This window comes from Treponema sp. R8-4-B8, assembly GCF_054786175.1.
In genome coordinates this window covers 22,586-48,947 of sequence record NZ_BDHE01000486.1, presented here as the reverse complement: position 1 = coordinate 48,947, position 26,362 = coordinate 22,586, and the positions used below count along the sequence as shown (strand labels likewise).

20 protein-coding genes are annotated in these 26,362 nt (G+C 43.9%); 8 read left to right on the top strand and 12 right to left on the bottom strand.

The window, feature by feature from the left end:
* Nucleotides 1-125: 125 nt before the first annotated feature.
* A complete protein-coding gene (locus tag ACYVRA_RS12680) occupies nucleotides 126-1,334 on the top strand; it encodes a GNAT family N-acetyltransferase (RefSeq protein ID WP_461253080.1) in 1,209 nt (402 codons plus the stop codon).
* A gap of 289 nt (nucleotides 1,335-1,623) precedes the next feature.
* Nucleotides 1,624-1,803, top strand: coding sequence for a hypothetical protein (locus tag ACYVRA_RS12675; protein WP_461253079.1), 180 nt, complete (start codon nucleotides 1,624-1,626; stop codon nucleotides 1,801-1,803).
* 242 nt (nucleotides 1,804-2,045) lie between these two features.
* Here ACYVRA_RS12675 and ACYVRA_RS12670 read toward each other — a convergent pair whose 3' ends face one another.
* From ACYVRA_RS12670 to ACYVRA_RS12645, 6 genes are all read right to left on the bottom strand, one after another.
* Complete coding sequence (locus ACYVRA_RS12670) at nucleotides 2,046-4,001, bottom strand: leucine-rich repeat protein (protein ID WP_461253078.1); 1,956 nt, start codon at nucleotides 3,999-4,001, stop codon at nucleotides 2,046-2,048.
* Nucleotides 4,002-4,077: 76 nt separating this feature from the next.
* Nucleotides 4,078-5,523, bottom strand: coding sequence for a DUF4384 domain-containing protein (locus ACYVRA_RS12665; protein ID WP_461253077.1), 1,446 nt, complete (start codon nucleotides 5,521-5,523; stop codon nucleotides 4,078-4,080).
* On the bottom strand, nucleotides 5,520-7,355 hold the full coding sequence (locus ACYVRA_RS12660; RefSeq protein ID WP_461253076.1) for a hypothetical protein: 1,836 nt from the start codon (nucleotides 7,353-7,355) through the stop codon (nucleotides 5,520-5,522). Before ACYVRA_RS12660 ends, ACYVRA_RS12665 begins: the two co-directional genes overlap by 4 nt.
* Nucleotides 7,355-8,437 (bottom strand): hypothetical protein, encoded by a 1,083-nt coding sequence (locus tag ACYVRA_RS12655; protein ID WP_461253075.1) that lies wholly within the window; start codon nucleotides 8,435-8,437, stop codon nucleotides 7,355-7,357. Before ACYVRA_RS12655 ends, ACYVRA_RS12660 begins: the two co-directional genes overlap by 1 nt.
* A gap of 61 nt (nucleotides 8,438-8,498) precedes the next feature.
* Complete coding sequence (locus tag ACYVRA_RS12650; RefSeq protein ID WP_461253074.1) at nucleotides 8,499-9,560, bottom strand: formylglycine-generating enzyme family protein; 1,062 nt, start codon at nucleotides 9,558-9,560, stop codon at nucleotides 8,499-8,501.
* An 84-nt stretch (nucleotides 9,561-9,644) separates the two neighbouring features.
* Nucleotides 9,645-10,442, bottom strand: coding sequence for a formylglycine-generating enzyme family protein (locus tag ACYVRA_RS12645; protein WP_461253073.1), 798 nt, complete (start codon nucleotides 10,440-10,442; stop codon nucleotides 9,645-9,647).
* Here ACYVRA_RS12645 and ACYVRA_RS12640 point away from each other — a divergent pair.
* Nucleotides 10,441-10,782 (top strand): hypothetical protein, encoded by a 342-nt coding sequence (locus ACYVRA_RS12640; RefSeq protein ID WP_461253072.1) that lies wholly within the window; start codon nucleotides 10,441-10,443, stop codon nucleotides 10,780-10,782. The genes ACYVRA_RS12645 and ACYVRA_RS12640 overlap by 2 nt on opposite strands.
* On the opposite strand, the gene ACYVRA_RS12635 is transcribed toward ACYVRA_RS12640, so the two are convergent.
* A complete protein-coding gene (locus ACYVRA_RS12635; protein WP_461253071.1) occupies nucleotides 10,737-11,573 on the bottom strand; it encodes a caspase family protein in 837 nt (278 codons plus the stop codon). The two genes, ACYVRA_RS12640 and ACYVRA_RS12635, sit on opposite strands and share 46 nt — an antisense overlap.
* A 104-nt stretch (nucleotides 11,574-11,677) precedes the next feature.
* Nucleotides 11,678-13,048 (bottom strand): caspase family protein, encoded by a 1,371-nt coding sequence (locus ACYVRA_RS12630; RefSeq protein ID WP_461253070.1) that lies wholly within the window; start codon nucleotides 13,046-13,048, stop codon nucleotides 11,678-11,680.
* A gap of 181 nt (nucleotides 13,049-13,229) precedes the next feature.
* Here ACYVRA_RS12630 and ACYVRA_RS12625 point away from each other — a divergent pair, with 181 nt between their 5' ends.
* From ACYVRA_RS12625 to ACYVRA_RS12610, 4 genes are all read left to right on the top strand, one after another.
* On the top strand, nucleotides 13,230-13,571 hold the full coding sequence (locus ACYVRA_RS12625; RefSeq protein WP_461253069.1) for a helix-turn-helix domain-containing protein: 342 nt from the start codon (nucleotides 13,230-13,232) through the stop codon (nucleotides 13,569-13,571).
* A gap of 89 nt (nucleotides 13,572-13,660) precedes the next feature.
* Nucleotides 13,661-14,884, top strand: a complete 1,224-nt coding sequence (locus ACYVRA_RS12620) for a glycoside hydrolase family 5 protein (protein WP_461253068.1) — start codon at nucleotides 13,661-13,663, stop codon at nucleotides 14,882-14,884.
* A 173-nt stretch (nucleotides 14,885-15,057) separates the two neighbouring features.
* Nucleotides 15,058-15,738, top strand: a complete 681-nt coding sequence (gene radC, locus ACYVRA_RS12615; RefSeq protein ID WP_461253067.1) for a RadC family protein — start codon at nucleotides 15,058-15,060, stop codon at nucleotides 15,736-15,738.
* Between the two features lie 49 nt (nucleotides 15,739-15,787).
* Nucleotides 15,788-17,413, top strand: coding sequence for a PEGA domain-containing protein (locus ACYVRA_RS12610; protein WP_461253066.1), 1,626 nt, complete (start codon nucleotides 15,788-15,790; stop codon nucleotides 17,411-17,413).
* A gap of 10 nt (nucleotides 17,414-17,423) precedes the next feature.
* Here the strand turns inward: ACYVRA_RS12610 and ACYVRA_RS12605 are convergent, their stop codons facing one another.
* The 4 genes from ACYVRA_RS12605 to ACYVRA_RS12590 are packed head-to-tail and all read right to left on the bottom strand — an operon-like array spanning nucleotide 17,424 to nucleotide 25,080.
* A complete protein-coding gene (locus ACYVRA_RS12605; protein ID WP_461253065.1) occupies nucleotides 17,424-18,176 on the bottom strand; it encodes a hypothetical protein in 753 nt (250 codons plus the stop codon).
* Nucleotides 18,177-18,202: 26 nt separating this feature from the next.
* On the bottom strand, nucleotides 18,203-22,984 hold the full coding sequence (locus ACYVRA_RS12600; protein ID WP_461253064.1) for a SpiroCoCo family coiled-coil protein: 4,782 nt from the start codon (nucleotides 22,982-22,984) through the stop codon (nucleotides 18,203-18,205).
* Between the two features lie 37 nt (nucleotides 22,985-23,021).
* Nucleotides 23,022-23,708: an HAD family hydrolase gene (locus tag ACYVRA_RS12595; protein ID WP_461253063.1), complete on the bottom strand. Its 687-nt coding sequence runs from the start codon at nucleotides 23,706-23,708 to the stop codon at nucleotides 23,022-23,024.
* Between the two features lie 22 nt (nucleotides 23,709-23,730).
* Complete coding sequence (locus ACYVRA_RS12590; protein ID WP_461253062.1) at nucleotides 23,731-25,080, bottom strand: hypothetical protein; 1,350 nt, start codon at nucleotides 25,078-25,080, stop codon at nucleotides 23,731-23,733.
* A gap of 59 nt (nucleotides 25,081-25,139) precedes the next feature.
* Between ACYVRA_RS12590 and ACYVRA_RS12585 the strand changes: the two genes are divergently transcribed.
* The gene (locus ACYVRA_RS12585) at nucleotides 25,140-26,360 is read left to right on the top strand and encodes a S1C family serine protease (protein ID WP_461253061.1); all 1,221 of its coding nucleotides are present in this window, start codon (nucleotides 25,140-25,142) and stop codon (nucleotides 26,358-26,360) included.
* The last annotated feature ends 2 nt before the right edge of the window (nucleotides 26,361-26,362 follow it).

The following is a 26,362-nucleotide window of genomic DNA, read 5'->3' as shown; positions in this document are numbered from 1 at the left end:
TAATAAAAACAGTCTACATAAAACGATAATTGACAATATCCTATAGCCATTTTATACTCAATCTTGGCGTTTTTTCCATATTATAATATATAATAATGCTACAAAAAACCAAAACAGGGGCAAATATGACCGAAATTCGAAGACTTATATCTGAAGAGATGCTTCAGTTATACAGATTGCATACTATCGTTTATAATCAACGAAAAGATTATACAAAAGAAGAAAATCAAAAAATCTATTCGCTGGAACATCCGGCAAATTGGGCATGGGGCGTTTTTGACGGGAAAAAACTTCTTGCCGGAATGTTCGAGATTGAATACCTTATGCGTTTTGACGGACACAGCGTAAAAATGTCAGGCATCGGGGGAGTTGGAACTCTGCCCGAAGCGCGTAAGGGCGGGCATATCAGGCGCATATTTGAAAATCTTCTGCCGCAGGCTTATGAAAAGGGAGTTATCTTTTCTAATCTGGCTCCATTCTCGCACGAATTCTACCGCAAGTTCGGCTATGAAATCGCGTGTAACAGAAATAAAGTAAGTATTTCAACATCGGATTTATACGATATAAAGCCTTATGGGGAGTTTATCCATATTCTTCCCGGAGATGACACCTCCCTTCTTTCGGAAGTTCATTCGGCATATATCGAAAATATAAATCACGGGATACTCAGGGATTATTGGCCGGATAACCGAGCGTGGAAACGTTTTACGGAAGAAGACCCGTGCGCGACAGGGACGTACCTTTATTTGTGGAAAGATGAAAACGGGAAGGCCAGAAGTTATATCAAATACCAGCATTTGCTTGAAGACGGCGAACATAATATGTCGGTAAAAGAACTTGCCTTTATTGACAAGAAGGGGCTTTACGGCGCGCTTGGCATAGTAGGCGGCCTTTCCGCCCAATATAGGAATTTTATTTGGCTCATGCCCACATTTATAGACCCGTTTGATTTTATAGGCGACGCGTATTCAATAGAACAGGAAACCAAGCCCAGAGACATGACAAGGGTGATTAATGTAAAAGCCGCGCTTGAACTGACGCGCCACCCTTGCGGCGAAGGCGAATATGTAATTGAAGTCGCGGATAAAAATATTTCAGCTAACAACGGAAAGTACCTTGTTCAATTCACGGATGATGACGCGAAAGTCTCGATGACCAAAAAAAACGCCGATTTATCCTGCGACATTCAAACTTTAAGCCAGCTTGTCACAGGTTACAGGACTCTTGAAAACGCTCTGTATTCAAGGCGGGAAGGGCTTGAAGTTCATGGTAATTTGGACACGTTAAAGCACGTATTTACATTAAGACCGCAACACGTAACGGAGTATTTTTAAAGATAAGTTACCGTTACAGTTTTAATATTTTCAGATATCGCGGTATTTACCCCCTTGACAAAACCGCTCTTTCAGGCTGATACTGCATATACCAAACTAATAACGGCGCCCGCAACCGTCACATTTGCGGATTTTTTATGCCTGTTTCACGGCCATAAGGCCTGTTGAACGGCGCATGGCTATCGTGTAATAGCCGAACTCTCCGGTAACCGTGAGGCCCGGGCGCTTTATTAGGCGTGGTAAGAGTTCGGCTTTTTTGCCGGATTACCAAGCGTATGGGGGCAAGGACATGGATATTGAACACCGGAATAATGTGAGCAGAGTTATTGACAGGCTTGAAGTATTGGAAAACCTTTTTGAATTTTACGGTTACGCCCGCGAAAAAACCGGGTTTAACGAAGATTCCATAAATGGCCTTTGCTTAATACTGCGCGACTGCGTTGCCGAACTTAGGAAGGCGGTGAAATAAAGAATTATTCTCAAATTTTCTCTCGCAAAGGCGCAAAGGACGCAAAGTTGTCGTTCGTAAACATAGCTTGGAGCATTCAAGATCCATCTTGTTCAACGATAATCTGACTAACAACAACACCTTCTTTCTTCCCTTTGCGTCCTTCGCGTCTTTGCGCCTTTGCGTGAGGAATAACCGATAAATTGCGCCTTGGCGCCGACGAGAGTTTTTTTCTCACTGGTCTCTGATCCCCATTATGACACCTAGTCAATGTACGTTATTCTTGCGGACTCCGGAAAAGCTTTCTCTCCAACTTTCGTTTTCCGTGAAAGAGTTACGTTGGTTAGTTTACTGTAACTGAACGCTCCTTCTCCAATAGTCTTTACAGAAGATGGTATAGATATACTGGTCATACCGCAAGAACTAAACGCATATTCTCCAATACTCGTTACAGAGGATGGTATAGACATGCTGGTTAGTTTAGTACACCCAGAGAATGCATCATCACCAATACTCGTAACAGAGGATGGTATGGTTACGCTTGTTAAGTTACTGCAATTATAGAATGTATAACTTCTAATAGTTGTTACAGAGGATGGTATAGTTACGCTTGTTAAACTTTTACAATAAAAAAACGCCTCAACTTCAATATTCGTTACCGAGGAGGGTATGGAATATGCCCCTTTTTTCCCGCGCGGGTATTGGACAAGGCTCTTAATATTTTTATCAAAAAGAACTCCGTCAATCCCGATAAAAGCGGAATTACGGCTGTCCACTGTAATACTGGTTAAGTTTTCACCGCCGCTAACAGCATTAGAACCAAGAGATGTTACAGAAGATGGTATATTTATACTTGTTAAATTATCGCAAGCAGCAAACGTGAATTCTCCAATAACCTTTATTGAAGGGGGTATTGTTATATTTATCAAACCACTACTTGTGAACGCCCTTTCACCTATTGCCGTTACCGAGGATGGTATGGTTATATTCGTTAAGTTTTTACATTCATAGAACGCATTTGCGCCTATTGCAATTACCGGCAAACCTTGAATCTTTTCCGGTATATGCACAGTCGCGGCGGTTCCTGTGTACTTGGTAATGGTTACGCTCTTGCCGCCGACGATCTCAAAGGCAAGCCCTTCTGGTATTGGCCGCTCTATGACTACCGTAACCGTCTGCCCTTGCCTTACCATAACGATTGGCGCTTTGACAATTACGCCATCGCTGTCTTTTACCGCCACTTCCGTGTTTCCGGTACTGACGTTGCTTATGGTTTCAGTTCCACCGGCCTTTATTCTCCTGCCAGTTCCTTGTCCGTCAATAAATATTTCCCCGGCAATTTCGGATTCTACGGTAACGCTGCCGCCTGTTACAGACGGTTGCTGCGTGGGCGAAGTTACCGGCTGCGCGGACGTGGCGGCGGTTTGCGGTTGCGCCGACTTGCTTACCGGAGCTATCGTGTAATCCTCTACCGTAAAATATCCGATCTTATACGGAAGTTGCTTGCCGTTTGTGCGGGTTCTGGTGTCATTGGCTATTTGTATAAAAAGATTGTCAAAACTTTTTGCCGTTGCTATATTGCTTAAAAATGCGGCGCAAAAGGGGCTGTTCCTGTCACCGGGTTTTCCGTCGTCGGCGGTTTGTCCCGCTCTTGTTGAATACGCTATTACATTTCCGACTACGGAGTCCGAAGCGACAACCGCCAAACCTCTGCCGCTGACAGCGCGCGAGCCGGGGATAAAATCGTTGCGGCACGCGTCTATAACAAGAAGATTCGCCTTGTTTTTAACCCTGTCAAAACGTTCTACAAGTTCATCCACACTGTATGAACCTCTTTTAATGGAATTGTCATTTCGCGGATCAACATCAACGGCAAGCAGGTAATGTTTATTGGCTATGTTTACGCCATGCCCGGCAAACCAGAAAAACCCTTCGCTTTCCCTGTTGGTATCCAGCTTTATCAAGAATTGATCAATGGCTTCTTCAAGATCGGCGATGGTTGTATTTGTTTTTAAAACGGTTTCATAGCCCAATGTTTTTAGAGAAGCCGAAACGTCAGTAGCGTCATTGACGGGCGTTGATAACGCTGTAATACCGTTCTTATAGCTATTGTTGCCGATAACTAGCGCGTAACGGTTTCCCGTCTGCGCCCACGCGGACACCGCAAGAACCGAAAACACGGCCATAAACAAAAACTTGAATATTTTTGGCAAATTCATAAAAAACCTCCATTAATAAGGACAAGTCCCCATCTTCTGCTCATTGCTAATTCCTAATTCCTAATTCCTCATTGCTTCACTTTCCAACAAAGTAATTTCTCACTTCCTTCTCAATCATAGAATTGGGAATCAGCGCCGGTTTTTCGCTGATACTGACTGTAATACGGTCGGCTACGCTGTACTGACCAGCTATACCGCTGACTTTGAAATTGCCCTGCTGTGAATTGCCGGAAAAAGTTCCGCCTCTGGATTCAATGCCGGAACGCAGCGACTGTAACGCTTGGTTTATATTTTTTGGCTTATCAATTAAAAAATTATAACCGGCGCTTCTTGTTCGCGAACCAAGCTGGTTGCCGCTGTAACGTAATTTTACCGTAACCGTATTTCCGCTGACATTGTATACGCCCTCTGTTCCGCTGACCTTAAACGTACCTTCCCGTTCATTTCCGTTAAAAGTTCCGCCCTGCTTCTGTATTTCAGCACGTATGCTTTGTATCGCTTCCGTCATATTCGCCGGTTTCGCGTAAGTATAAATTTCATCATAATAAGTGCCGGGAAGGCTTGTAAAATTAAAACTTACGGTGACTGTCTCCAATGGCTGTCCGCTTTGCTGAGTCTGCACTCCTAAACCGCGGCTGACGCTTAACACTACGTCGCGAGTTGCCGATCTGATTTGCACATACTCAGCTTCAATATTGGCAAACTGCCGCGTGGAGGCCACTACCAGAACAGTATCCTGCCCAAAAGGCGACTCTATGTTATAGCGTGTATTGCCTTCAGGAATGATTCTTATATTATTTGCTTTTAAAAAGTTATTCGTGTTTTGAGCGTTAGGATAAATCATCTGCATTTTTTTATCAATATCAATATGATAAACCTTAAAATAACAATCCTGACTTGATTCAAGGTTAATTTTAAGTTCATCGCCGTCAATATAAGTATTAGTATCTGAATTTGGCCATGCCCTGATTATCAAGGCGGGATTATTAGGGGTATTAGTTGATGAAGTTGAAACAGCGGCAGCCGGCGGCGTAAATATTTGTTCCTGTTCTTTCGCCTCTTGGGGAGATTTTATATTTTCAGGCAGAATTTCATACCCCGCTTTTTTTAATTCAGCTAACGAGAGGGTAAATTGCTGAGAAGCAAGCCTTACGCCGTTTGAATCTGAAACTAATTCCAGCGTAACTGTCACATTATCGCCTGTTACGGTATAATTACCGGAAATAGTCCCCTTAGGCGGCCCGCCCGGGCGCGTTGACGAAAGACTGCGGCTCTTCGCTATTACGCGAAATAAATCGTTATTAGTAGCGTAATGATTAACTTTTCCTGCAAGCAAGCGGGAAAACTCACTTGGAGTTTCCGTGCCATCCAGCGTGATTGTTCCTATACTCACTTCAAGAAGAACATTAAGCCGCGAAGCGAGGTTATTTACCGCGTCACGCGTTAAATTATCAATTTGCTGGGCTGGAAGAAACATTATACAGATAAAAACCAGACATAAAAATAATAATCCTTTTTTCATTTTTGTAACTCCTTTATTAGTTTTCCGTATGAATTTATCCGCGCGATCATATATGGCTTATCATAATAATCATTTACTCCTGACAGCGTAATTACAAAACCATAATCAGGGGCGGGTTTAATCGCGGTAACAAGGGCTGTCTTATCCAACAAAGCATCCGAAAGCTCCTCACGCCAAAGAAGCGAACCTTTTTCAACATCTACCGCGTCAATAAAAGGAACGCCGCCGTTTCCTGCTTCATTTTTGGCGCGTAATGTTCCGGTAAGAATAATCCTGTTATAAGAAGCGTCAAACAGCGCGTCCTGATAATATGAATGGGAAGCGGGCTGGGAAACGACCAGTTTGACATTTGGGCCGTATTTAACAAGGATCGCGTAACTTTCATTTCCTATTTGTTCGTCTCCCGCAAGGTAACAGGAACCGTTTGAATCCGTTACTATTTTGTTAAACGTCATATTTTTAAATGAGGCGTCTATTTTTTGTATTTTGCCGTCGTTGCTGATTTCGGCGATATATGAAGCTTTAACTGGATTACCCAATAAATCAAAACTTAAAATTTCACCTGAGACAATCCAACTGTTTTTAGCGTAAACGGCCGCTGTTATGTTTCCGCATTTTACTCCTGACGCTTTCCCGTCAAAATCGCTTCCGGTCAATTCCCATAAAACAGTCAACCGTGAACCTTCATCGCGCACTTGTCTTGCATAGGCCTTGTAACCCTGCGTGGAATTTTCAGCGCCGCCGCCTGCAAGCAGCCAATTTACATTATCCTTTTGAGCGGCAGTCGTATAATAAGCCGATCTGCAATCCCTTTTAACGGAAGGCTCAAGAATAGATTTTATAGCGCCGTTTTTATCATATATACGCGCTATTGGCTTGTGGTCGCCGTTTGCCAATTCTTCGAATCCCGCCGTAAAAAAACCGTCTCCCGCTGACGATGTAAAGCGTATGTCAAAACTATCCCTTGCGGAAACCGATCCTTTCGCGTTACCTGAAGAATCATAAATATTGCGGATAATCTCTTTATCAGTTGAAGCGAATAAGCATATTTCATTATCAGAAGTCACAAGCCGCATCGGTCCGGCGGCGTTAGGTATTATTTTTGCCCACGCGTTTTCCCCCGCGCGGTGCAGGGGGCGGGCATCGGTCAAGGTTACTCCTGATTCCTCAAAAACAAACGAATAAATAAAACCTGCCTGATATGCCATTTCTCCAAAGCTGATATTAACCGGATTTAAACGCAAATTTTGCAAATCACGCGGATTCTCGCGGAAAATCATTGTCTCATTTATATTAATGTTGCTTTTTGACTCAGAAAAATTTATGCCCGTCATCTGATTGCGGCTGACGTTACGTGATAACGAAACGCCGCCAGTTTTATTATTATGATGAGTAAAAATAATATATACCGGGGCATACGACAGCGAATTATCAATTAATGGCGGAGCGAGTATTTCAATTTCCTGCCGCGCTATTTTATTGTCAATTCGATAATAAAAATCCGCGTCTTTGGGTTTTAGCCGCGATAAGGAATAAGAGCCTGTTAGGGGAACGTCAAACAACGGATAATAATCTTCCGCAGACTCGAATGTATTTGGAACATTCAAGGAAGAGCCGGGTTTTATAGAGCCAACGTCTATTCGCCCCGTACCTCTGACCAGATGAACGGTAAAATTTGTTTTATTTGTAAAAACTATAATCCCCGTTTTCGCCGCGGAAGAATCATCAGTTATCTGTTTTCCAGTTGTAACGCAGGCGGAAAGAACGATGACAAAACAGGCTGAAAACAGCCGCCGTAAAAAACACGGCGGCTTATTAAAAAAAATCTTCATTATTCGTTGAGCAAGCTTAAAGCCAGAGCGCTGGTGTCGGATTTACCAAGCTTTTCGATTTTTGGTATCGCTCCCTGCCGTATGCGGACCTGATATGTATATTCGGCTTCATATTTATATTCCGGAATATCCATAACATTCGCCTGACCAAGACCGGCGTCAATTTTTAAACCGCCAATTGTCAGACTTGCCTGTTTTTGAAGGTTTAATTCATAAGTTTCCGAACCCGGGTTGATCATAGTGGTTCCGTTTTGATTGGTTTTGCGGCTTGATCCCTGCAATAAATACACGCCCCTGTTGGTTTCATTAGTTACGATTAACGTCGCGAACGGAGAAAATAAATTAGCCGGAGTGGTATCAAAATTTACGACAGGAGCGTCAACGCCCGGGCGTGGAATAATTGGCATCATTGGAATTCCGTCAAATAATGACTTTGCGGTAATACTGCGTATGCCCATTGTTGTTCTGTCGTAATACTGATAAACCGGGAAAAAAGTATAACCGTCGGGATTAAAATCCATGTAAACTTTTTTATTTCTTTCCAAAGGCGCTAAAGTCGTCAGCGTCGGACCTGTAGGATTGTCAATGCGGATCTGCATGGCCATACTAGTATCATTTTGAATAGTTATAACCGCGTTACCGCCTAAAAACTTTTGAATGTTAATGCTGATAGGACGAGGATCGTTTTTATCAAAAACTACAAGGCTCGCGAAAACAATATCATCGCTATTAAGCCCGCTGCCTTTATTGCGGTATATTGATTCCTTTACCGCGCGCAATAGGAAAGTCCCGCTTGGTTCCATAAGCTTACTGGAAAAATCAACGCGTCTGGATGATAGTTTACGCACGCCGCCGAGGATATTTCGGTTATTGATGCTTCCCGCGAATAAAATTAAATCTTCGTTCACATCATTCTGAACCGTCAGATAACCTGCCGCGTCATTATCCCATTTAACATCAACTTTTCCAGCCTGTTTCGCGCTGGAATCCTGCGATCCTGATTTTGGCCCTCCGGCGCAGACTGACAATACAGGCAGTATAAGAATTACCGCCAACACGCCCAATGCTTGTTTCACTTTCATGTAAAACTCCTTAAATTTATTTAACAGCCGCATACGCGGCAATGTTGAAAAATTAAAACGCTCATAATCCCAACGCAAGCCTAAATCCGATACTTGAATCTCCGCCGCCGTCAGGAGGAGCGCTATACCTGTACGCGGAACGCAAATGCGGCAGATTGCTCATCCATGATCCGCCGCGGTACACGCGTTTTGTTCCCGACGCCGCGCCGTCGGGGTCTTCCTGCACGTCACTTTTATAAACTCCGTACCAGTCCCAGCACCATTCAAACACGTTCCCGTGCATGTCGTATAACCCCCACGGGTTAGGCGCGAAACTTCCCACTGCCGTCGTTCTCTGCCTGTCTTCTCCCTGCACGTTGCTGTCATAAGGATTCGCGCCGGTAAAATTCGCCTGATTTGTATTGATGCTTCTTCCGGTGCTAAATGGCGTAACAGTTCCGGCGCGGCAGGCATATTCCCACTGGGCTTCCGTCGGCAGACGGTAACCGTTAGCGTTACGATCCAGTTTTACCGTCAATTTGTCCTTTGTTTTTTCTATTAAATACGCCGGATTAAGCCCGTCATGCTGGCTTTTTTTATTGCAGTACTCTACCGCGTCGAACCAGTCCACCTGCTCCACAGGCAAATTAGCCCCTTTAAAATAGCTGGGATTTTTCCCCATAATTCGCTCATATTCCCCCTGCGTAACCGGATACTTAGCCATGTAAAAAGAACTGACCGTTACCGTATGCTGCGGGCTTTCTTCATTTATACGCCCCTGTTCGCTTGCCGGGCTTCCCATAGTAAACGTCCCGCCGTTAATCAGCGCGAAACCAACAGGGATTTTACTTTCAGGTTGATCCGCTGCTTGAACATCAGGCGATGATTGCGCGGTTTGGCTCGTGGTTTCCTCGGCATTATTCGCCGTATTTACAACATCAGTTTTGGTTACCGCAGTTTCTTTTGCCGCGCTATCCGTACCGGATTTTATAACTTTCTGTTGTTCATCTGAGTTTGAAGTAATGTTACCGATATTTTCTTCTTGTGTGGTTGAAGAAGAATTTTCGTTCTTTTTACAAGCAGAAAAGATCGTTATAAGAATAAAAATTGTTAGGTGAAAATATTTTACATAACGCCTCTTCATTTTTTTGCCTCTCATTTTTTTGCTCACCGCTTATGCGGCGGTTATTGCTTTCTGCTATCTAATCACTACCCACTAACTACTTCCCTAATTGGAACGCACAAGCCGGAAGCCAAGTCCACTGCTCTGGGTGTTCGGGGAGCCTTTGTACCGACTAGCTGAACGCATGTACCCGGTGCCGTTTGCCCAACCCCCGCCACGATCCACACGGTCAGTCCCAGAGGACGCCCCCATAGGATCGGTTTGCGACCCGCTTGAATAATTGTCATACCAGTCCCAACACCACTCCCATACGTTCCCGTGCATATCATACAATCCCCACGCATTGGCGAGCTTTTGTCCTACAGGGTGAGTCTTACTATCGCTGTTTGCGGAGTACCAACCGGTGTTATCGTTTATGACCGTTCCGGTATTATATGCGGTAGTTGTCCCCGCTCTACAGGCGTATTCCCATTCAGCTTCCGTAGGCAACCGGTAGCCGTTGGCGTTTTTATTCAATGTTACATTGTTTCCATTTATCGTATATGCGGGCGTTAATTTTTCCTGTGCGCTTAACCAGTTGCAATACTGTATAGCGTCATTCCAACTTACCAGTACCACCGGATGATTTTCTTCTTGACTGAAATATGGATTCTTCCAGTTCGCGTCCGATTTATTTTCCCAATTATAGTCTTCTAAAATAAAACCGCCCCATCCATCTTTTTCAGCATCAGTACGGTATCCTGTCGCGTTGATAAAACGGCGAAATTCACCTACCGTTACCTCGTACTTCCCCATATAAAAACCGCTTACCGTTACCTGATGCTGTGGGCCTTCATTACTATCACGGCTTGGCTCATTTGCGGGACTGCCCATCTTGAAAGTTCCGCCTTGTATGTATACCATGCCAGCTGGTATAGGGCGTTCAATTACAGCTTTAACAGTCTGCCCCTGCCTTACCATTACCGTCTGGGACGCTTTGGTAATTTTGCCGTCGCTGTCTTTTACCGCTACTTCGGTGTATCCAGTGCTGACATTGCTTATGGTTACGCTTCCGCCAGCTTTTATTCTCCTACCCGTCCCTTGTCCGTCTATAATTATCTCTCCGGCAATTTCAGATTCTATGGTAATGCTACCGCCCGTTACGGTTGGCTGCGATTGGGTTGGCGCTGTTGTTTGCGATTGTGTTGCCGCTGTTGGCTACGCGGTCTGCCTCCTGAAAAAAATAAAAGTCGCCCCCTCCTGATGGTTAGCGGCGTTTAACGTTCCGTATAATGGAGTGGTACTCCGCACGGAAAGCCGCACGTCGTTGTATATGCCGAATGGATCCAGTAAAGGGGCAGTGTTTTTACGCAAACAGTTCTTTATCGCTTCTGAGAATTCAGACTGGTCGGGTACTGTTTCACTGGAACCGGAAGTCAGCACTTGGCGGCTGGTAAGCGCGTAAGCCTTGCGGTAATAGGCATTGTCAATTTGCGGCAGAGAAGAGCGGCTGGTATTGAGAATGTCACCGGAAAAACAGGAATCTGAAACCATAAATACATGGATAGTTTTAAAGCGGGAAATATAACCGCGTATCTGACTGTTGGGCAGCCAGTTTTCCATAGAATATACGTCGGTTCCACCGTCAACGGGAATCCAAAACCCGATCCCCGATCCTTCATCCAAGTGTCCGTGTCCGGCATAGTAAATAAATAAGGAATCATGTATGTCAAGTTTGGTCTGTAAATCCACGAAGGTTTTTGTAATATTCGCCCTAGTCGCCTGTTGGTTATAGAGTTCTATTACTTCGTCAATATAATACTGCTGTTTTAATATATCCCGAATTTCACGCGCGTCCGCCACAGGTTTTTTCAACGCCGGCCATGAGCGGTAAGCGTCTATGGCAATAAACAACGCGTACTGTTTACCTATTGCCGCAGACGTTCCCAAATTCTCCGCGGCGACAACCAAAAGCCCCCGATCCTGCGCGTATAATCCCGTATAAGACAAAATAGCGAAGAAAACGGCCCAATAAGCAAGAAATATCCGTCTCATGTCTATCCCCTGTAAATTAATTATGCTATATAGCATTATTATCACTTATTTATGAATAATGTCAAGGGGTATTTATAAAATTTGTCTCCTTTTATTACTCCTGTTTAATAAAACTCAAAATCAAAGATTTTAATGAAAGATAGGCCGGTTCCGTCCATATTATCTTGTCTTTCAATCGCAATTCCTGTTACAAAATATTTATTAAACTCTATTTTCTTTCCCCAATCGGGTTGTTTTAAATTACGGAAAGGAACATCAACGGCGGTAACTCTTCCGTTTTGGGTTGATATTGTCATTCTATGAAAGGCGCTGTCCGTAACAGTACTTAACGCTAAATAGACCAGCCATTTTTTTCCATCGCCCAATACTTTAAAACGCGCCCCGTTGGCGTTTTTTAATTTCAGAACAAAATTATTATTATAATTTAAAACGCCTGCCCATCTTGGTTTTCCTGCGGCAAGATTTATATTAACAGTTAAAACATCCCATTCTCTGCCGTCAATTTGTTCTTTTTCAATACTATAAGATGAACTTGACTTATCGTCACAATTTACTCCCCATCCCGCGGTTCTTGAAATAAATTCATTGGAATTTGACGTTGAACTTGTTTGCGCGGCAGGCGTGGAAGCGGGAGCGGGTTGCGTTACTGCCGGCGTTGTCGCAGCGGGTTGCGTTGCCGGCGTTGAAGCAGATGGTTGCGTTGCCGCGGCGACTTGCGGTTTGCTTCCAAAATACGCGGTATCAAAAAATTGGTTGTATACGGCAGGTATCTGCGTCCTGTTGCTCGCGCGCGCCACATCCGCGCCGGTGCGTTTAAATACTTCATCTACCGCGAGTCCCGGCGTTTTTAAATTGTTCAAAAGGTAGGTGGTAAAAAGACCGTTTCTGCCTACTCCGTCCGCGGCGGTGGAACCAGCGCTTGTGGCAAACACGATAATGCTGTCCGCTGGCTGGTTGCTCACTACGGAAAGCCCCCTTGTGCCGCTCCTTTTCCACGCGAAGGGATTGTCACGGCAAGCGTCCAGCACTACCACATTGAGCGCGTTATTCGCTTCGTTAAGTTCAGCCAACGCCCATTGGACGGAAACCGCCCTGTCGCGCAGGGAGTTTTCGCTGGGTATATTCGCCCCGACAGGAATTAAATAGTTCTCTCCGCCGGATTGCACTCCGTGGCCCGCGTAAAAGAAAAAACCGTAAGCGTCGTTTGAGACCGAAAGGCGGTTTTTAAGCCGCATAATTGCGCTTTCCATTTGGTCAAGAGTCGCGTCAAGAACTTTGTCCACGGTAAAACCAAGCCCCTGCAAGGCGGCGGCCACATCGTTGGCGTCGTTTACAGGATTAGCGAGTTTTGTCATTCCAGAACCGGTATAACCCCCATTGCCGATAACAAGAGCGTACTTTTGTTGGGCAAAAATACCAGTTGAAGAAAAAATCATCAAAAAAACAACAAAAAAAGTATAAAATATTCGTTTCATGTCTAGCCCCCTATTAATTTATTATGCTTTATAGCATTATTATCATTTTTTTATGAATAACGTCAATGGGTGTTATAATGATTTTCTCCTTTGTCTAATAAAATGCTATACAGCATTATGATTATTCACATTATAGAAAATAAAATATTTATTTATGCTGTTTAGCTGTATGTTACTGTAAATGGGATTTAAAGAGAATTTAAAGTCTGAATTAGCTTATAAAAACATGATGATAAAGGAGCTTGCCGCCAAAACAGGCATAAGCCGGCATACTCTGGATAATTATTTTAATGTTCGTGAACATACTCCTACCCTTGAAGCGGCCATTAAAATCGCCCAAGCTTTGGATGTTTCGGTAGAATATCTTGTGACAGGCAAAGAATCTCCACACTCGAATATTCCCATGAAAAGCGAAACCCGTAATCTTCTGCAAAATTACAATCTGTTGAATACGGAAGACCGTAAAATAATAACTGAACTTGTAGAATTACTAAAAAAACACCGACGTAAAAATCAACCTTAATATAACAACTTGATGTTTTTTAATTGTATGATAAAATACTCTTTAACAAGTAAGTACTGATAACGCTTTTCAGAATTAAGGAGGCGCTTATGAAAAAATTATTCAGGTTATTAGGCATTATCGCTATTGCGGTTATTATCGGATTCTCAATCACAACTTGCGGCAGCAATGGTAACAATAATAATAACAATTTTACCGATGATACCGATCCTTCAGCTATACCGCAAACCCCGCCCGCTCCTAAAGGGCCGTCCGCGCCTGTGGAGTTCAACGACATTACCGCCGCGCAATTAGTCGCGGATATCAAAGTCGGCTGGAATTTAGGCAACACGCTTGACGCGACTAATTTATCTTGGCTTGGCGCGGGGCCGAGTGTTTCCGATCTTGAGAAAGCATGGGGTAATCCCGTTACTACCAAAGCGAATATCACTGCGATAAAGAACGCCGGTTTTAACGCGATTAGAATTCCCGTTTCGTGGACAAAATGCGCCGACTCCTCTAATTATAAAATTCGCGCTAACTGGATGGCGAGAGTTACCGAAATTGTCAATTACGCGGTTGAAAACGATATGTATATTGTGCTTAACACCCACCATGACGAGGGCGTATTTAAATTTACAAACGCTAATAAAGCCGCGTCGATAAACGCGTTCAGGAAAATATGGGGACAGATTGCCTATAATTTCCAAAATTACGGCGAAAAACTTATTTTTGAAGGTTTAAACGAACCTCGGACTATCGGCAGTTCGGGTGAGTGGAACGGCGGAACCGCCGAAGAACGAACCAACCTGAATGAACATTATAAAGTTTTTGTAGAAACGGTACGCTCTTGCGGCGGCAATAACGACAGGCGTTTTCTGGTTTTAAATACCTATGGCGCTTCAGGCTTGGCGGTGGCGATGAACGATTTAGCCATCCCTACTGATACCGCGCAAAATAAAATTATCGCCTCTTACCACGCCTATGAGCCGTACAATTTCGCCTTAAATAAAAACAGCACGGTAAAAACATGGAGCCAGAGTAATTCATCGGACACTTCTCCCATTACTGACAGGATTGACAGGGCTTACGATTTATTTGTGAAAAAAGGCATACCCGTCATAATAGGCGAATTCGGCGCCCTTGATAAAACCAATGAACCGGCAAGAGCTGAGTGGGTTGAGTATTATGTGAAAGCCGCCTTGGAAAAAGGCATCAAATGCTTCTGGTGGGACGACGGCGGTGATTTAAGATTATTCAACAGAAGAACCAACACCTTCTATTTCCCGCAAATAAAAGACGGCTTATTGCGAGGCGCAGGAATAATCCCCTAAATCCCCCCTCTTCCCTCTTTCTTCTCTTTTCTTTTTTCTCTCTTCTTTCATTTTTCTCCCCTCTTCTCTTCTTCGTGATCTTCTCTTCCTTTGTGCCCTTTGTGTGAAAATTTTTCGAATAATTTTCATTTTTCGGTCAAGCGCCACGCATCTGCACACCCATATAGAGTATTATGAAAAACAATGAAAAAAAGGCTTTTGCAGGCGTTCCCCTTGAAGAGCGCCCGCGGGAAAAATTAAAGCTCAAAGGGCCGGCTGCCCTTTCCGATCAGGAATTGCTGGCTATTCTGCTTGGAACCGGAATTTCGGGGAAAAATGTAAAAATTCTCGCAAATGATTTGTGCAGATTTTTGGACCAGTGCAAGGACATTCCCTCCGTAAAAGAAATTTCCAGTTTATCGGGTATCGGCAAGGCCAAGGCAAGCGCTATCGCCGCAATGCTGGAATATGGCAGAAGACGCTACGGGTCTTTTTCCATGCGGATTAAAAAACCGATAGACATTTTCACGCTTGTGCGGCACTATGCCGACCGCAAACAGGAGAGGTTTATCAGTCTTTCGCTGAACGGCGCCCACGAAGTGCTTGCAGTGCGGATTGTCACCATCGGACTTGTAAATAAAACAATTGTCCATCCCCGTGAAGTATTTGCCGACCTGATTCAGGACAGGGCGGCGGCTTTTTGCGTAGCGCATAACCACCCGTCAGGACAGCTTGTAAGTTCCCCGGAAGACGATGATATAACGGAACGTCTTCAGGCCGCGGCGCAAATTCTGGGACTCCATTTTATAGACCATATTATTTTTTCACAGACCGCGTGGTGGAGTTTCAGGGAGAACGGAAAATTAAGAGATTAGTGAAAATTAACACATTAATTTTTTAATTATCTTATGATAGAATATACCCATGATCCGACTGCGGTTAATATTCACGCCTTTGCTCCTATTACTGTTTTTACCGGCCGCTCTTACAGCCCGTGAAACAAAAGACATTGTAGAGGATACTTTTGAGGAAAGAGCGGGCGCAGGACTGGAAATTTATTCTAACCCATCGGCAGTAAGGGTGTATATAGACGGAGCGGATCGGGGCTTTACCCCGATTGTTATTAATAATCTTGCCGTCGGAATACATTTTATCAGGCTGACCCGTGACGGTTACAAAGAACGTTCATTTAACATTAATATATTTAATACCAGCCGTTTGATTATTTCGATAAAAATGGAGGAAATACGGGGACTTGCAATAGTTTCGATTGACAGGGAAAAAGACAGCCCGGAACAGCTTCCCCTAAATCCTCTGATTTTTGCGGATGTGCCGGAAGGCAGCGCGACGCCTGTTATCCCATCCATTGACAATAAAATTCTGTTAAATCTGCCTGTAGGTTACAATACGATAAAAATACGCGCTTTTGGATGGGAGGACTCGTTAAATACCGTACTGGTTGACGAACATACCGCCGCCATTGTAGATGTTTTTATGAAACCTGCCGTCTTTAAGGTTGAAAATGTTTCTCAAAACAGAAAACGTTTTAACCCTAAGAATTCTGGAAACTTAGGCGTTACGGAATACAGTTTTGAAGTATCCGCTCCCGGAATTGGTATTCTTACAATACTTGACGCAAATGGTTCCGTAGTATACAAAAAACAGTTTGAACAATTCGACACATGGGTTCAAAATATTACATGGGACGGCAAAGATTCCCTCGGTCTGCCGCATCCTGAAGGCGTATACACGGTAGTGATAGAAGCGTCCGCTTTGCCTGAATTTATAAAAGAAGAAAAACCATTTTTTATAGCGATGAAAACGGAGATTAGTTATTCAGCCGTAATTTTTCCGTTATCTGTCGAGAGCGGCATTTCGGGACTCACATTTACTCCTTTGCCTCATGCGCTGCCCGGAGGGAGTTTTCAAATTAACGCTAATTTTCTTATTGGAAGTTTACGCTCCCCGTCAAATACGCTGGAAGATGAAAAAAAACTTTTATTTCCATTTAGTATAAGCATGAGAATATCACCTTTTAACCGTTTTGAACTGACGAGTGTTTTTAATATTACTCCGCAGTTTGAAAATGTAATAGGCTTAAGTTTATCAGGCTCTGTTAAATACAACTTTTTTAACGGCAATGGCCCTCTTGCTTTTTCTCTTGGAGCGTCTTACGCGTGGACAAACCTTAATGGCGAATATCCACTAAGTTCCGGAGGCGGCATAGGCGTTTACATGCCGCTTTCTTTGGAATTATCAAATTTTTCCATCGCCTTCTGCCCTATCATATTCTGGCATGGTCCCGAAGGGCTTATACCGCGGTTATTACTTTCAACAGGCGTTCTTTATCACGGCAGTTGGATCACAGGCGGAATAAGCATGAGATACGAATTTGATTTTGAGGATAATACAAGATCAAGATTACTTGCGGGAATGGAAGCCTGTCTTTTTCCTCCGCCGTCAAATCTTTTCTTTTCATTCCGTGGCGGTATTATTTATCAGCGGGATATATGCGGCTACGGCGGAATTGGGATTGGGTTGATTTATTAGAGAAGTTTTTTTATTCAAGTATCCTAACCCTATACCCTTCGCCAATTCGCTCAAGGCTTTTTTTCACGCTTTCTCCGGGTTTTGCCTTTTGTTTTAAATCAATAGTGAATTGATTCATTGAAAAATGGCGGTAAAAGAATAACTGTTTATACATTTTTTCGTTATTCGCGTATAAATCTTTTAGTTTTTCAGTGTAGGTCTCAAAAATGCCGCCTTTACGCATCTCGCTGTAACCAGTTATCCAAACAGGGCAATCAAGCGCCGCATGGAATTCAAAGAGAAGACAAGCCATAGTTCTCTGTGATTCTTCAAGCGCGGCGGCGAGGGAATGTTTGCCGCCTTCCATGCGGACAAGTTCCCGTAATTCAACAGTACGCGGCGAATGAATTGGGGTTTTGTTTAATATAATGACATTTTTAACAAAATCTATTCCAAGCTGCGGATTGTCATTAAAAAACTTTTTCGCTATTTTCCCCGACGGCCCAACAAGATAACGCCTGTTTTCCGCCGCTTGTTCTCTGCGCCCGGGGTTATCCGCAACCATGATTAGTTTTATTTCATCATCAATTGTCACGTCGTCAAGCGCGGAATTGTAAACAACGGGAGTCTCAACAATGTATGACGCGTTTTTTGCCTCTGCCCTAGTATTAATAAGTTCCTGCTGTAATTTTTTTAATTTAGGAAGAGAGACGGACAGTTCTTCCGTCATTACGCGAAAACGCTCCCGTACTTTTACAAATTTATCCCACGCGCCGCGGTTCAAAGAATTTTCCCCATAACAGAAAAATTTTAAGCGCCTCTGGAAGCAAGTTCCAGTATTAAATCAATTTCGCCCCTGGAACGGTTCATGGCATTCGCTATTTGTTCGGTAGTCCAGCCCTGACTTTTCAATCTTAGAATGTTTTCACGTTCCTGCGGAGTAATCGAACCTTCGCTTTTTGACGGCGTTTTACCTTTTTCTTTTTCCGTTATCCCCTTGGTTAATTTAAGAAGAGACCTTACGTCTTTATCCAGCGCGGTAAGTTCCGTTTCCGTCCTAGCAAGCCACTCGCGCGCAACATTCATGTCTTCAATGCGTTTTTCAATTTGCGCGAGAGATTCGTCAAGAGATGCTATTTTGTCAACGGCGTTGGTCGCCTTTTCATTTTGCGCCGCAAGAAGCTCTATTGACGTCCGCAGATTGTCAAACTGGCCGATAAGCGACGTGATGGTATTTTCGGCGTTCCTAATCGCGGTTTCCGTCTTTTGCAGGGATTTAAAGTTGCGGTCAATGCCTTCGTTAGTCTGTTCAAGCGCTTCATTCTTTTTCTCGATACGCTGGTATTTTTCATTCGCGTCCTTAATTGAATCTTCCAATTTGCGTATCTGCACCTGTACGCCGCTGAGAATATCGTCGGAAGACGAAACCTGTTCAAGTTTTTCTTTAACCGACTGGGATGTTTTTATGGCGTTGTTAAAGTCTTTCTCCATTTGCTCTATGCGCCGTTGTTCGTTAAGGAACCTTGTCATCTTGTTGTTAATTTCGTCCTCAATCCGTCTGACGCCGGCTATCTTAGCTTCAAGCTGGGTAATTTCAGCCTTGCGCTGCTCAAGCCTGTTAAGGTCATCGTTGATTTCTTCTATGCTCTTTTCAAGGTCTCTTTTAAGAGCGCCCGTTTGATCAATATTTTTTTTCTGAACGCCAATTTCTTTGCGTATGTCTTCCAACCCTTGGCGGAACTGGACGATACGCTCTTCATTCTCGGCTTCTGTTTCCCTGCTGTGCCGGCGCAGGTCTTCAAGCGAGGCGTCCATTTCGCGTATTCTGGCATTGTATTGGCCCTGCCAGTCGTCCATTGCCTGTTTCGCCTCACGCGCCGCCTCTTCAAGGTTGGAATATGAATTTTTGGATTGTTCGGAAATTTCATCAATTTCTTTTTCCAGTTCCCTCTGTTTTTGCCGCAAGGTTTCCTGCATTAAAAGCTGATACTGGCCTATTTGCGTTTTAACTTCGCTTTCCGCTGATATTCGCGTTTCTTCAAGGTCTTTTTTAATTTGCTCATTATAAGACGAACGGGCTTCGTCAATATTGTTCATGTCCTTTCTTATGCCTTCTTCAAAAGCGGCTTCTTCAGACTTTAGCCTTTCCATGTCCGAGGTAAGGCGCTCGCCCAATGCCGAGATGTCCTTTTTGTGTTCAGAAATAATTTTTTCTTCCGCCAGTTTCCATTCTTTTGCGATTTTCTCGCCTGAGTTTCCAATCCGGCTCTCAAGACCCGTCTGCCATTCAGTAATTTGCCTGCCGATTTCAGAAGTGCGTTTTCCAAGTTCAACGTTAAATTCATTTTCAAACGCAGTAAGTTTTTCTGACAAATTGTCATGAGCCTGTTTCTTTAAGCCCTCAAGTTCTTTGTTGGTATCATCAATTTCTTTACGCAGTGACTGAGTCTGGGCGTTAAAGGAGGCGGCGACATTATCCCTGCTTGCGGCGGATTCTTTTTCAAAAACGGCAAAATCGTTTTTAACTCTTGATATGGCTTCCTGCATTAATAGGCGCAGTTCGCCTTCCAGTTTTATTGCGTCATCCGCGAGATTCGTGAGCTGTTTAAACGCCTCTGCGTGGCTTTTGCTGTAATCGTCCAGCCGTTTTTCGTTAGCCGCAACTATTTTTTGTTCCGTATCCGCGCAAAGGTTTTTCCATGCTTCTATTTGACTGCTTAACGCGGCGTTAAGTTCGTCTTTCTGGCTAATAATGGCGGTGTTGGATTTTTCCATAAATTCCCTGATAGCCGCTTCTTGTTCGCTCTGATGAAGACGAATTGCGGAATTTGTTTTTTCCTTAAATTCTTTAAAGGCCGATGTTAATTCATCCTGTTGCAGTTTGATGGCTGAATTTGAAGTTTCTTTAATATCTTTAATGGCGTCTGATAATTCATTGTGCTGCTGCTGAACTGCGGCGCTTGAAGTTTCTTTCAGGTCTTTAAGAGAGGTTGATAATTCATTTTGCTGACGTTGAATCGCCTCGCTTGAAGTTTCTTTAAGGCCTTTAAGAGAGGTTGATAATTCATCATGCTGCCGTTGAATCGCTTCGCTTGAAGTTTCTTTAAGGTCATTAATAGCGGTTATCAATTCATTTTGCTGTTTTATTAAATCATTTTGCTGCTGTGCAATTGCGGCGTTTGAAGTCTCTTTGATGTTTTTAAGAGATGTTGATAATTCATTTTGCTGATTCTGAATCGCGGCGCTTGAGGTTTCTTTTAGGTCATTAATAGCGGTCGTCAATTCATTTTGCCGTCTTGTAAAATCATCCCGCTGTTGCGCTATCGCGGCGCTTGCGCTTTCTTTAAAATCTTTAAGGGCGGTTGTTATTTCATTTTGCTGCCGTTGAACCGCGGAGATTGACGTATCATTCAGAACTTTAAGAGTGGCTGATAATTCACTTTGCTGTTGTTGGACGGCGGCGTTTGACGTTTCTTTAAGGTCTTTAAGGGCGGATGACATTTCATTATACTGCAGATTGATAGCTGAATCTGACGTTTCCTTTAGATCTTTAATAGCGGTTGATAACTCGCTTTTCTGTTGTTGGACGGCGGCGTTTGATGTTTCCTTAAGCTCTTTAAGGGCGGTTGACATTTCATTTTGCTGCAGATTAATGGCTGAGTCTGTTGTTTCTTTAAGGTCTTTAAGGGTGGTTGACAGTTCGTTTTGCTGTTGTTGGACGGCGGAGCTTGACTTCTCTTTAAGGTCTTTAAGAGCGGTTGATAACTCGCTCTGCTGTTGTTCAATACCGGCGTTTGAAGTTTCCTTTAGGACTTTGAGCGCGGTTGATATTTCATTTTGCCGTTGTTTAACCGCCAAGTCCGAAGTTTCTTTAAGTTCATTAAGCGCGGTTGTTAATTCGTTGTGCTGTTTTTGGACGGCGGAGCTTGACTTCTCTTTAAGGTCTTTAAGAACCGCAGCAAGCTCATTTTGCTGAAGAATAACGGACGCGTTTGATTTTTCCTTAAGTTCTTTTAGTATTGACGAAATTTCTTCCTGTTGCTGTTTCATCGCGGCGGCCGATTTGTTTTTAAACTCGCCTAATACGAAATTAATTTCTTCCTGCTGCGTTTTGACGGCTACGCCTGATTTTTCGCGCAGTTCGCCCAATATCGCGCCAAGTTCTTCCTGCTGTTGTTTCTGAAGATTTTTTGACTGGACGTGCAATTCTGAAAGAGAAGCGTTAAGCCGGGTAATAATTTCGTTTGTTTCCTGCTGCTGCATTTTAACCGCAGCGCCGGATTTTTCTTTTAATTCCGTCAGGCTTGCGCTTATTTCTTTCTGGTTTTGTTTTATCGCCGCATCCAATTCGTCATGCTGCTGCTTTAACGCCGTTTGCGATTTTGTTTTTAAGTCGGTGATGGCCTGGTTAAGCTCTGTTTTTGACGTTAATAAACTTGCGTCCAATTCTTTACGCTGTTTATCGGCGGATTTTTTCAGTTCCAGAAAATTTTGTTTCCAGTCATTCTGCTGTTGTAAAAGAGAAGTATTGATCGTATCCCTTTCTTTTGTAAGCGCGTTTGTAATCTCTTCCTGCTGGCGCGCGAGAGAAGACGTTATATCTTCCCTTTGTTTTTTCGCCATGCTGTCAAGTTCCGCAGAGCCCTTTGCCCATTCCTGATGAAAGTTTTTCTGCTTTACGCTTATGTCCTGTATTTCAGCGTTACATTTATCATGAACATTTCTAAGTTTTTCATTAACCGAGCCTTGTTCGTTTTTAAGGGCATCCTGCGTGGTTTTTAATTTTTCTTCAAAGAACGTTTTAATTTGATTCACTCTTTCCATTGCCTGATCGCGTAATTTTAACAGGGCCGCGTCTTCCATTTTATCCGCGCGTTTTCCGGCGTTTTCAAGAGTGTCTTTAAAGATTTTTTTTAAATGTTCACTATCGCGGGCTAGGGCGGCTTCCCTTTCGCGTTCCGCTTTTATTATCGCCTCGCGGTGTTCCTCAACTTTTCGTTCAATTACCTGCGCCGTGGCTTCAAAGTCAGAAATCGTCGATTTAACGGAGGCCAATATGTCCTGAGTTGATTTTTCCATCGCTTCGGCGTTTTTCTTTTCAAGCCGCATTTCGGTTTCTTCAAGATTTTTTCCCGCCGCCTCCAAAGCTTTTTCCACTTGTTCAAATTTTTCCTTTGCTTCGTTTACGCGCCTTCCGGTATTTTCTACAAACAAAGATTCGTCTTTTATGCGGTTTAAATTTTCCTGAACCCTGTCCGTCATTCCGAACAATTCATTAAGGGAGGAATCAAAGGCGCGTATATGTTCTTCTATCCGTTCTATGGCTTGTGATTTTTTGGCAAGTTCGTCTTCGGTAAGCTGAATATTTTTCATTAACTGGGAGGCGGCTTTTTTTTCCACGTCCAGATCAATGCCGTAATTTTTTACGGTCATGCTTTTTTCATCAGCGTAAGCGGCAATTTCTTCTTTGCATTTTTCCGCGTATTTTTTCACCTTCTCCAGAGAACGGTTATTTTTATCCGCAAACCTGTAGAAGACAAGAGCGCACGCTACTATTCCGAGCGTAATTAAATTTCCGATTGTAAATATCATCAGTATTATGCCCCCTCCTGAATAATACCCAATGTAATTAATGTAGCATATAATTGGATAATTGGCGATAGTTACTGAAAGAAAAATCCGGTTTTGGGCATTTTTTACCTTGCTTTTGCAGCGGAAACGTCCTAATCCACGCGGTTTTCATGCCCGCTTTTGCCGCACCGGCCACATCATAAGGCGCGCTGTTTCCCACATAGAGGATTTTTTCGGGCACAAGGTTCATTTGCGCGGCTATTTTTGCGAACGACAGCGGGTGCGGCTTTAACGCGCCTGAGTATTCGGAGCAATAGACCGCGTCCCAGAGATTTGAAAGCCCCAAATGCTCAATTTTTTTTTCCGGCGGAAAGTCCGATAATAAACCCAATTTAAAGCCCGCGCCGCGCAGGGCGGCAAGCGTCTCCAATACGTTACTAAAAAGCTTAACTTTTTTAAACAGAGGTTCCCATCCCCTGTATATTAAAACATCAATTTTTTCTTTTATTAATTCCGCTGGAGCGTCCAGAAGCCGCGCGGTAATCTCGGCCTGGTGTTTGTAAAAATCGTTATAATGAATTTCCCCTTTTTCCTGCTCTTGCCTGATTATCTTTCTGGTTCTGCCGAAGGCGGCAAGGAGGCGTACTTCTTTAAAAGCAAAGGGAAGAAGCCTTATGTTCAGGCGGTAGTTCGGATACAGTGTTCCGTCAAGATCAAACGCCACGCCTTCAATGTCATTTCGCATTTAGTCATTATAGCGGTATTTGTCATGGATCGAAAGTGGGTGAAACGGGTATTTTTACAAGATTTACATTATGTCTGGGATAGCGGTTTCTAAAAGCCGTAAACGAAGTTTCAGCCGCGCTCTCAAAAACAACGATTCTAAAAAATCCGTTTTCATCAAAATATGGGACAAGCGCGGCTACATGGAAATACTGGCGAAGCCGCGGCGTTCCCTGCGGCGAGGATGGCGTGCCAATTTCCGTATTTACCGCGGCAAGATAAAAACAGAACGGCTCGTCAATGGCAAGGGTGTATAGCAACGGATGAAGTCCCTCAATGCCGTATCCCGCTTCCGACAAAAAGCCGGGATAGGAACGAACGACAAAAGTCCTGTTTTCGTTTACCAGAATATACGCGAAATCCTCGCGGCGGATTTCAAATTCTTCAAGAGAGCGGTACGAGGGAGTTCTAAGAGTCCCGTTCGCCTCCGCGGCAAGATTTCTGATCCAGTCAAGTCCGAAAAAAACGTCTTTTTCTTCTTCCCATTTAGCGGTAAAAGAAGAGCCTCTTTTTCCAAACGGCGCTTTAAGCGGCGGAATAGATAACCTAGCTCCCGTAACAGGGCGCAGAATTCCGTCTATCAGCCATTTTGTAAAACCGGAGCAGTTAAATCCCTGCAAGTTGGAAGGCTGCGGCTGTAATGTTTCGATAAAAACATATTTTCCGTCTTCATTAATCGCGCCGTCATCGACAAAACGCAAACCTTTAATGCGCGCCCTAACCTGCGAGATAAAAACCATTGTATCCCTGTAGTTGGAAACATCAGGTTCAAAATATCTTATTGGAAATTTATTTTCAACCAAGCGTAAAATATCGTTTAACGGCATTGTATACAGACGCTCAAACGGAACCGCGACCGGTATGGAATGGGCGACAAAACCGCCGTATACAACCGCGTCCATAAGGCATTTGTCCGGGGTAAAAGGATGGAATTGAATAAAGGTTTGCTGATCGGAACGTAAAAATATTTTTATCTGAGTGCCAGCGCCCGTATCCTTGCGCCGCGTCAACATCCACGAGCCTTGAATCCAGCCGGGAAACTGCCCAGTGCCTATGCGGTTTATCGCGCCCGTCCCGCTAGGCAATTCCCGTGATATATGTACCATAAACTCTTCCCTGCCTTCCGTAGTGCGGATTTCCACCCTCTCTCCGCTTTCAAGCGTTTCTTTTCTTGCATGCTGCGACAACACTCTGGCGGGCGCTTCCATCATCCATGGATCTTTTATTTTTAGTCTTATAAGCGAATCGTCTGATATTTTTGAGACGGGCAGATCAATGCCGCAGACCGGGGAAACATTGAGTAAAACAAGCAAAATAACGAAAAATACAGGCATAGTTACTTCTATTATCGACCTTTTTTGTTATATATTATATAGTATAAACAGGAGACATTATGAAGTTATATAGCCGTGGTCAGGTTTTATTTTTTTCGCTTTTAAGCGCCGTTATTGTCCTGCTTTTAGCCGCAGGTTTTGGGCTTATAAAACCCCTCCTGCCCAAGTCAAACGCCGAGTCTGCCGAGTTACAGGAACAGGAAGCCAAGGCGGATGAGTTTAAACTTTTACAGTCTGAATACAGAATTCTCAACACCGCCGACAATGTTCAATATTCCGACGGCGAGCGCGAAAATATTGATATTTACGAAAAATTAAATTCAGCCGTTGTAAATATAACCACGGAAACTATGGCGATAAACTGGTTTCTTGAACCTGTTCCGCAGGAAGGCAGTTCCGGCTCCGGTTCCATTATAGACAGGCGAGGCTATGTCCTTACCAATAACCATGTTATACAAAACGCGCACAAGGTTTTTATAAACATGGCTGACGGTTCCCAGTTTGAAGGGACTGTCGTAGGCGTTGACGGCGAAAGCGACCTTGCGGTATTAAAGTTTGACCCTCCATCCGGAACGGTATTGCAGACAATTCTTTACGGCGACTCTAAAAGTTTAAAAGTAGGGCAAAAAGTTTTAGCGATTGGCAACCCTTTCGCGCTTGAACGCACTTTAACAGTCGGGATTGTTTCAGGCCTAGGGCGGCCTATTCAAATATCCACAAACCGAATAATCCGCGACATGATTCAAACTGACGCTTCAATTAACCCCGGCAATTCAGGCGGCCCGCTCTTGGATACTCAGGGCAGAATGATAGGTATTAACACGATGATCTATTCCCCCTCAGGCGGCTCCGTGGGCATTGGTTTTGCCGTCCCCGTAGATACCGCCAAGCGCGTAGTAGGCGAACTTATCCAATACGGAAAAGTCCGCCGCGGCTGGATTGACGCGACCGTCGTCCAGCTTTTTCCAAGCCTCGTCCGTTACGCGAAATTACCCGTTGACGCGGGTCTTCTTATTTCCCGCACCAAAAAAGGCGGTCTTGCGGAAAAAGCCGGTCTGCGGCAAGGCAGCGAGCCTGTCCAGTACGGACGCAGCGTAATTTACCTTGGCGGTGACATTATCACTTCCGTAAACGGAATAAAAACAAAAACCTTAGCCGACCTTTACGCGTCTTTAGAAGCAAGCAAGCCCGGTGACGTGGTAAAAGTGGAGATAATGCGCGGCGGACAAACGACTGTTTTGCAAATAACATTGGCTGATAGGGAAGAAGTGATGAATTAGTC

What these genes read in the sequence shown, in the direction of transcription:
- ACYVRA_RS12680 (WP_461253080.1), top strand. Translation starts at nt 126, where the DNA reads ATGACCGAAATTCGAAGACTTATATCTGAAGAGATGCTTCAGTTATAC.
- ACYVRA_RS12675 (WP_461253079.1), top strand. Translation starts at nt 1,624, where the DNA reads ATGGATATTGAACACCGGAATAATGTGAGCAGAGTTATTGACAGGCTT.
- ACYVRA_RS12670 (WP_461253078.1), bottom strand. Translation starts at nt 4,001, where the DNA reads ATGAATTTGCCAAAAATATTCAAGTTTTTGTTTATGGCCGTGTTTTCG.
- ACYVRA_RS12665 (WP_461253077.1), bottom strand. Translation starts at nt 5,523, where the DNA reads ATGAAAAAAGGATTATTATTTTTATGTCTGGTTTTTATCTGTATAATG.
- ACYVRA_RS12660 (WP_461253076.1), bottom strand. Translation starts at nt 7,355, where the DNA reads ATGAAGATTTTTTTTAATAAGCCGCCGTGTTTTTTACGGCGGCTGTTT.
- ACYVRA_RS12655 (WP_461253075.1), bottom strand. Translation starts at nt 8,437, where the DNA reads ATGAAAGTGAAACAAGCATTGGGCGTGTTGGCGGTAATTCTTATACTG.
- ACYVRA_RS12650 (WP_461253074.1), bottom strand. Translation starts at nt 9,560, where the DNA reads ATGAAGAGGCGTTATGTAAAATATTTTCACCTAACAATTTTTATTCTT.
- ACYVRA_RS12640 (WP_461253072.1), top strand. Translation starts at nt 10,441, where the DNA reads ATGCCAGCTGGTATAGGGCGTTCAATTACAGCTTTAACAGTCTGCCCC.
- ACYVRA_RS12645 (WP_461253073.1), bottom strand. Translation starts at nt 10,442, where the DNA reads ATGGTATACATACAAGGCGGAACTTTCAAGATGGGCAGTCCCGCAAAT.
- ACYVRA_RS12635 (WP_461253071.1), bottom strand. Translation starts at nt 11,573, where the DNA reads ATGAGACGGATATTTCTTGCTTATTGGGCCGTTTTCTTCGCTATTTTG.
- ACYVRA_RS12630 (WP_461253070.1), bottom strand. Translation starts at nt 13,048, where the DNA reads ATGAAACGAATATTTTATACTTTTTTTGTTGTTTTTTTGATGATTTTT.
- ACYVRA_RS12625 (WP_461253069.1), top strand. Translation starts at nt 13,230, where the DNA reads ATGGGATTTAAAGAGAATTTAAAGTCTGAATTAGCTTATAAAAACATG.
- ACYVRA_RS12620 (WP_461253068.1), top strand. Translation starts at nt 13,661, where the DNA reads ATGAAAAAATTATTCAGGTTATTAGGCATTATCGCTATTGCGGTTATT.
- radC (WP_461253067.1), top strand. Translation starts at nt 15,058, where the DNA reads ATGAAAAACAATGAAAAAAAGGCTTTTGCAGGCGTTCCCCTTGAAGAG.
- ACYVRA_RS12610 (WP_461253066.1), top strand. Translation starts at nt 15,788, where the DNA reads ATGATCCGACTGCGGTTAATATTCACGCCTTTGCTCCTATTACTGTTT.
- ACYVRA_RS12600 (WP_461253064.1), bottom strand. Translation starts at nt 22,984, where the DNA reads ATGATATTTACAATCGGAAATTTAATTACGCTCGGAATAGTAGCGTGC.
- ACYVRA_RS12595 (WP_461253063.1), bottom strand. Translation starts at nt 23,708, where the DNA reads ATGCGAAATGACATTGAAGGCGTGGCGTTTGATCTTGACGGAACACTG.
- ACYVRA_RS12590 (WP_461253062.1), bottom strand. Translation starts at nt 25,080, where the DNA reads ATGCCTGTATTTTTCGTTATTTTGCTTGTTTTACTCAATGTTTCCCCG.
- ACYVRA_RS12585 (WP_461253061.1), top strand. Translation starts at nt 25,140, where the DNA reads ATGAAGTTATATAGCCGTGGTCAGGTTTTATTTTTTTCGCTTTTAAGC.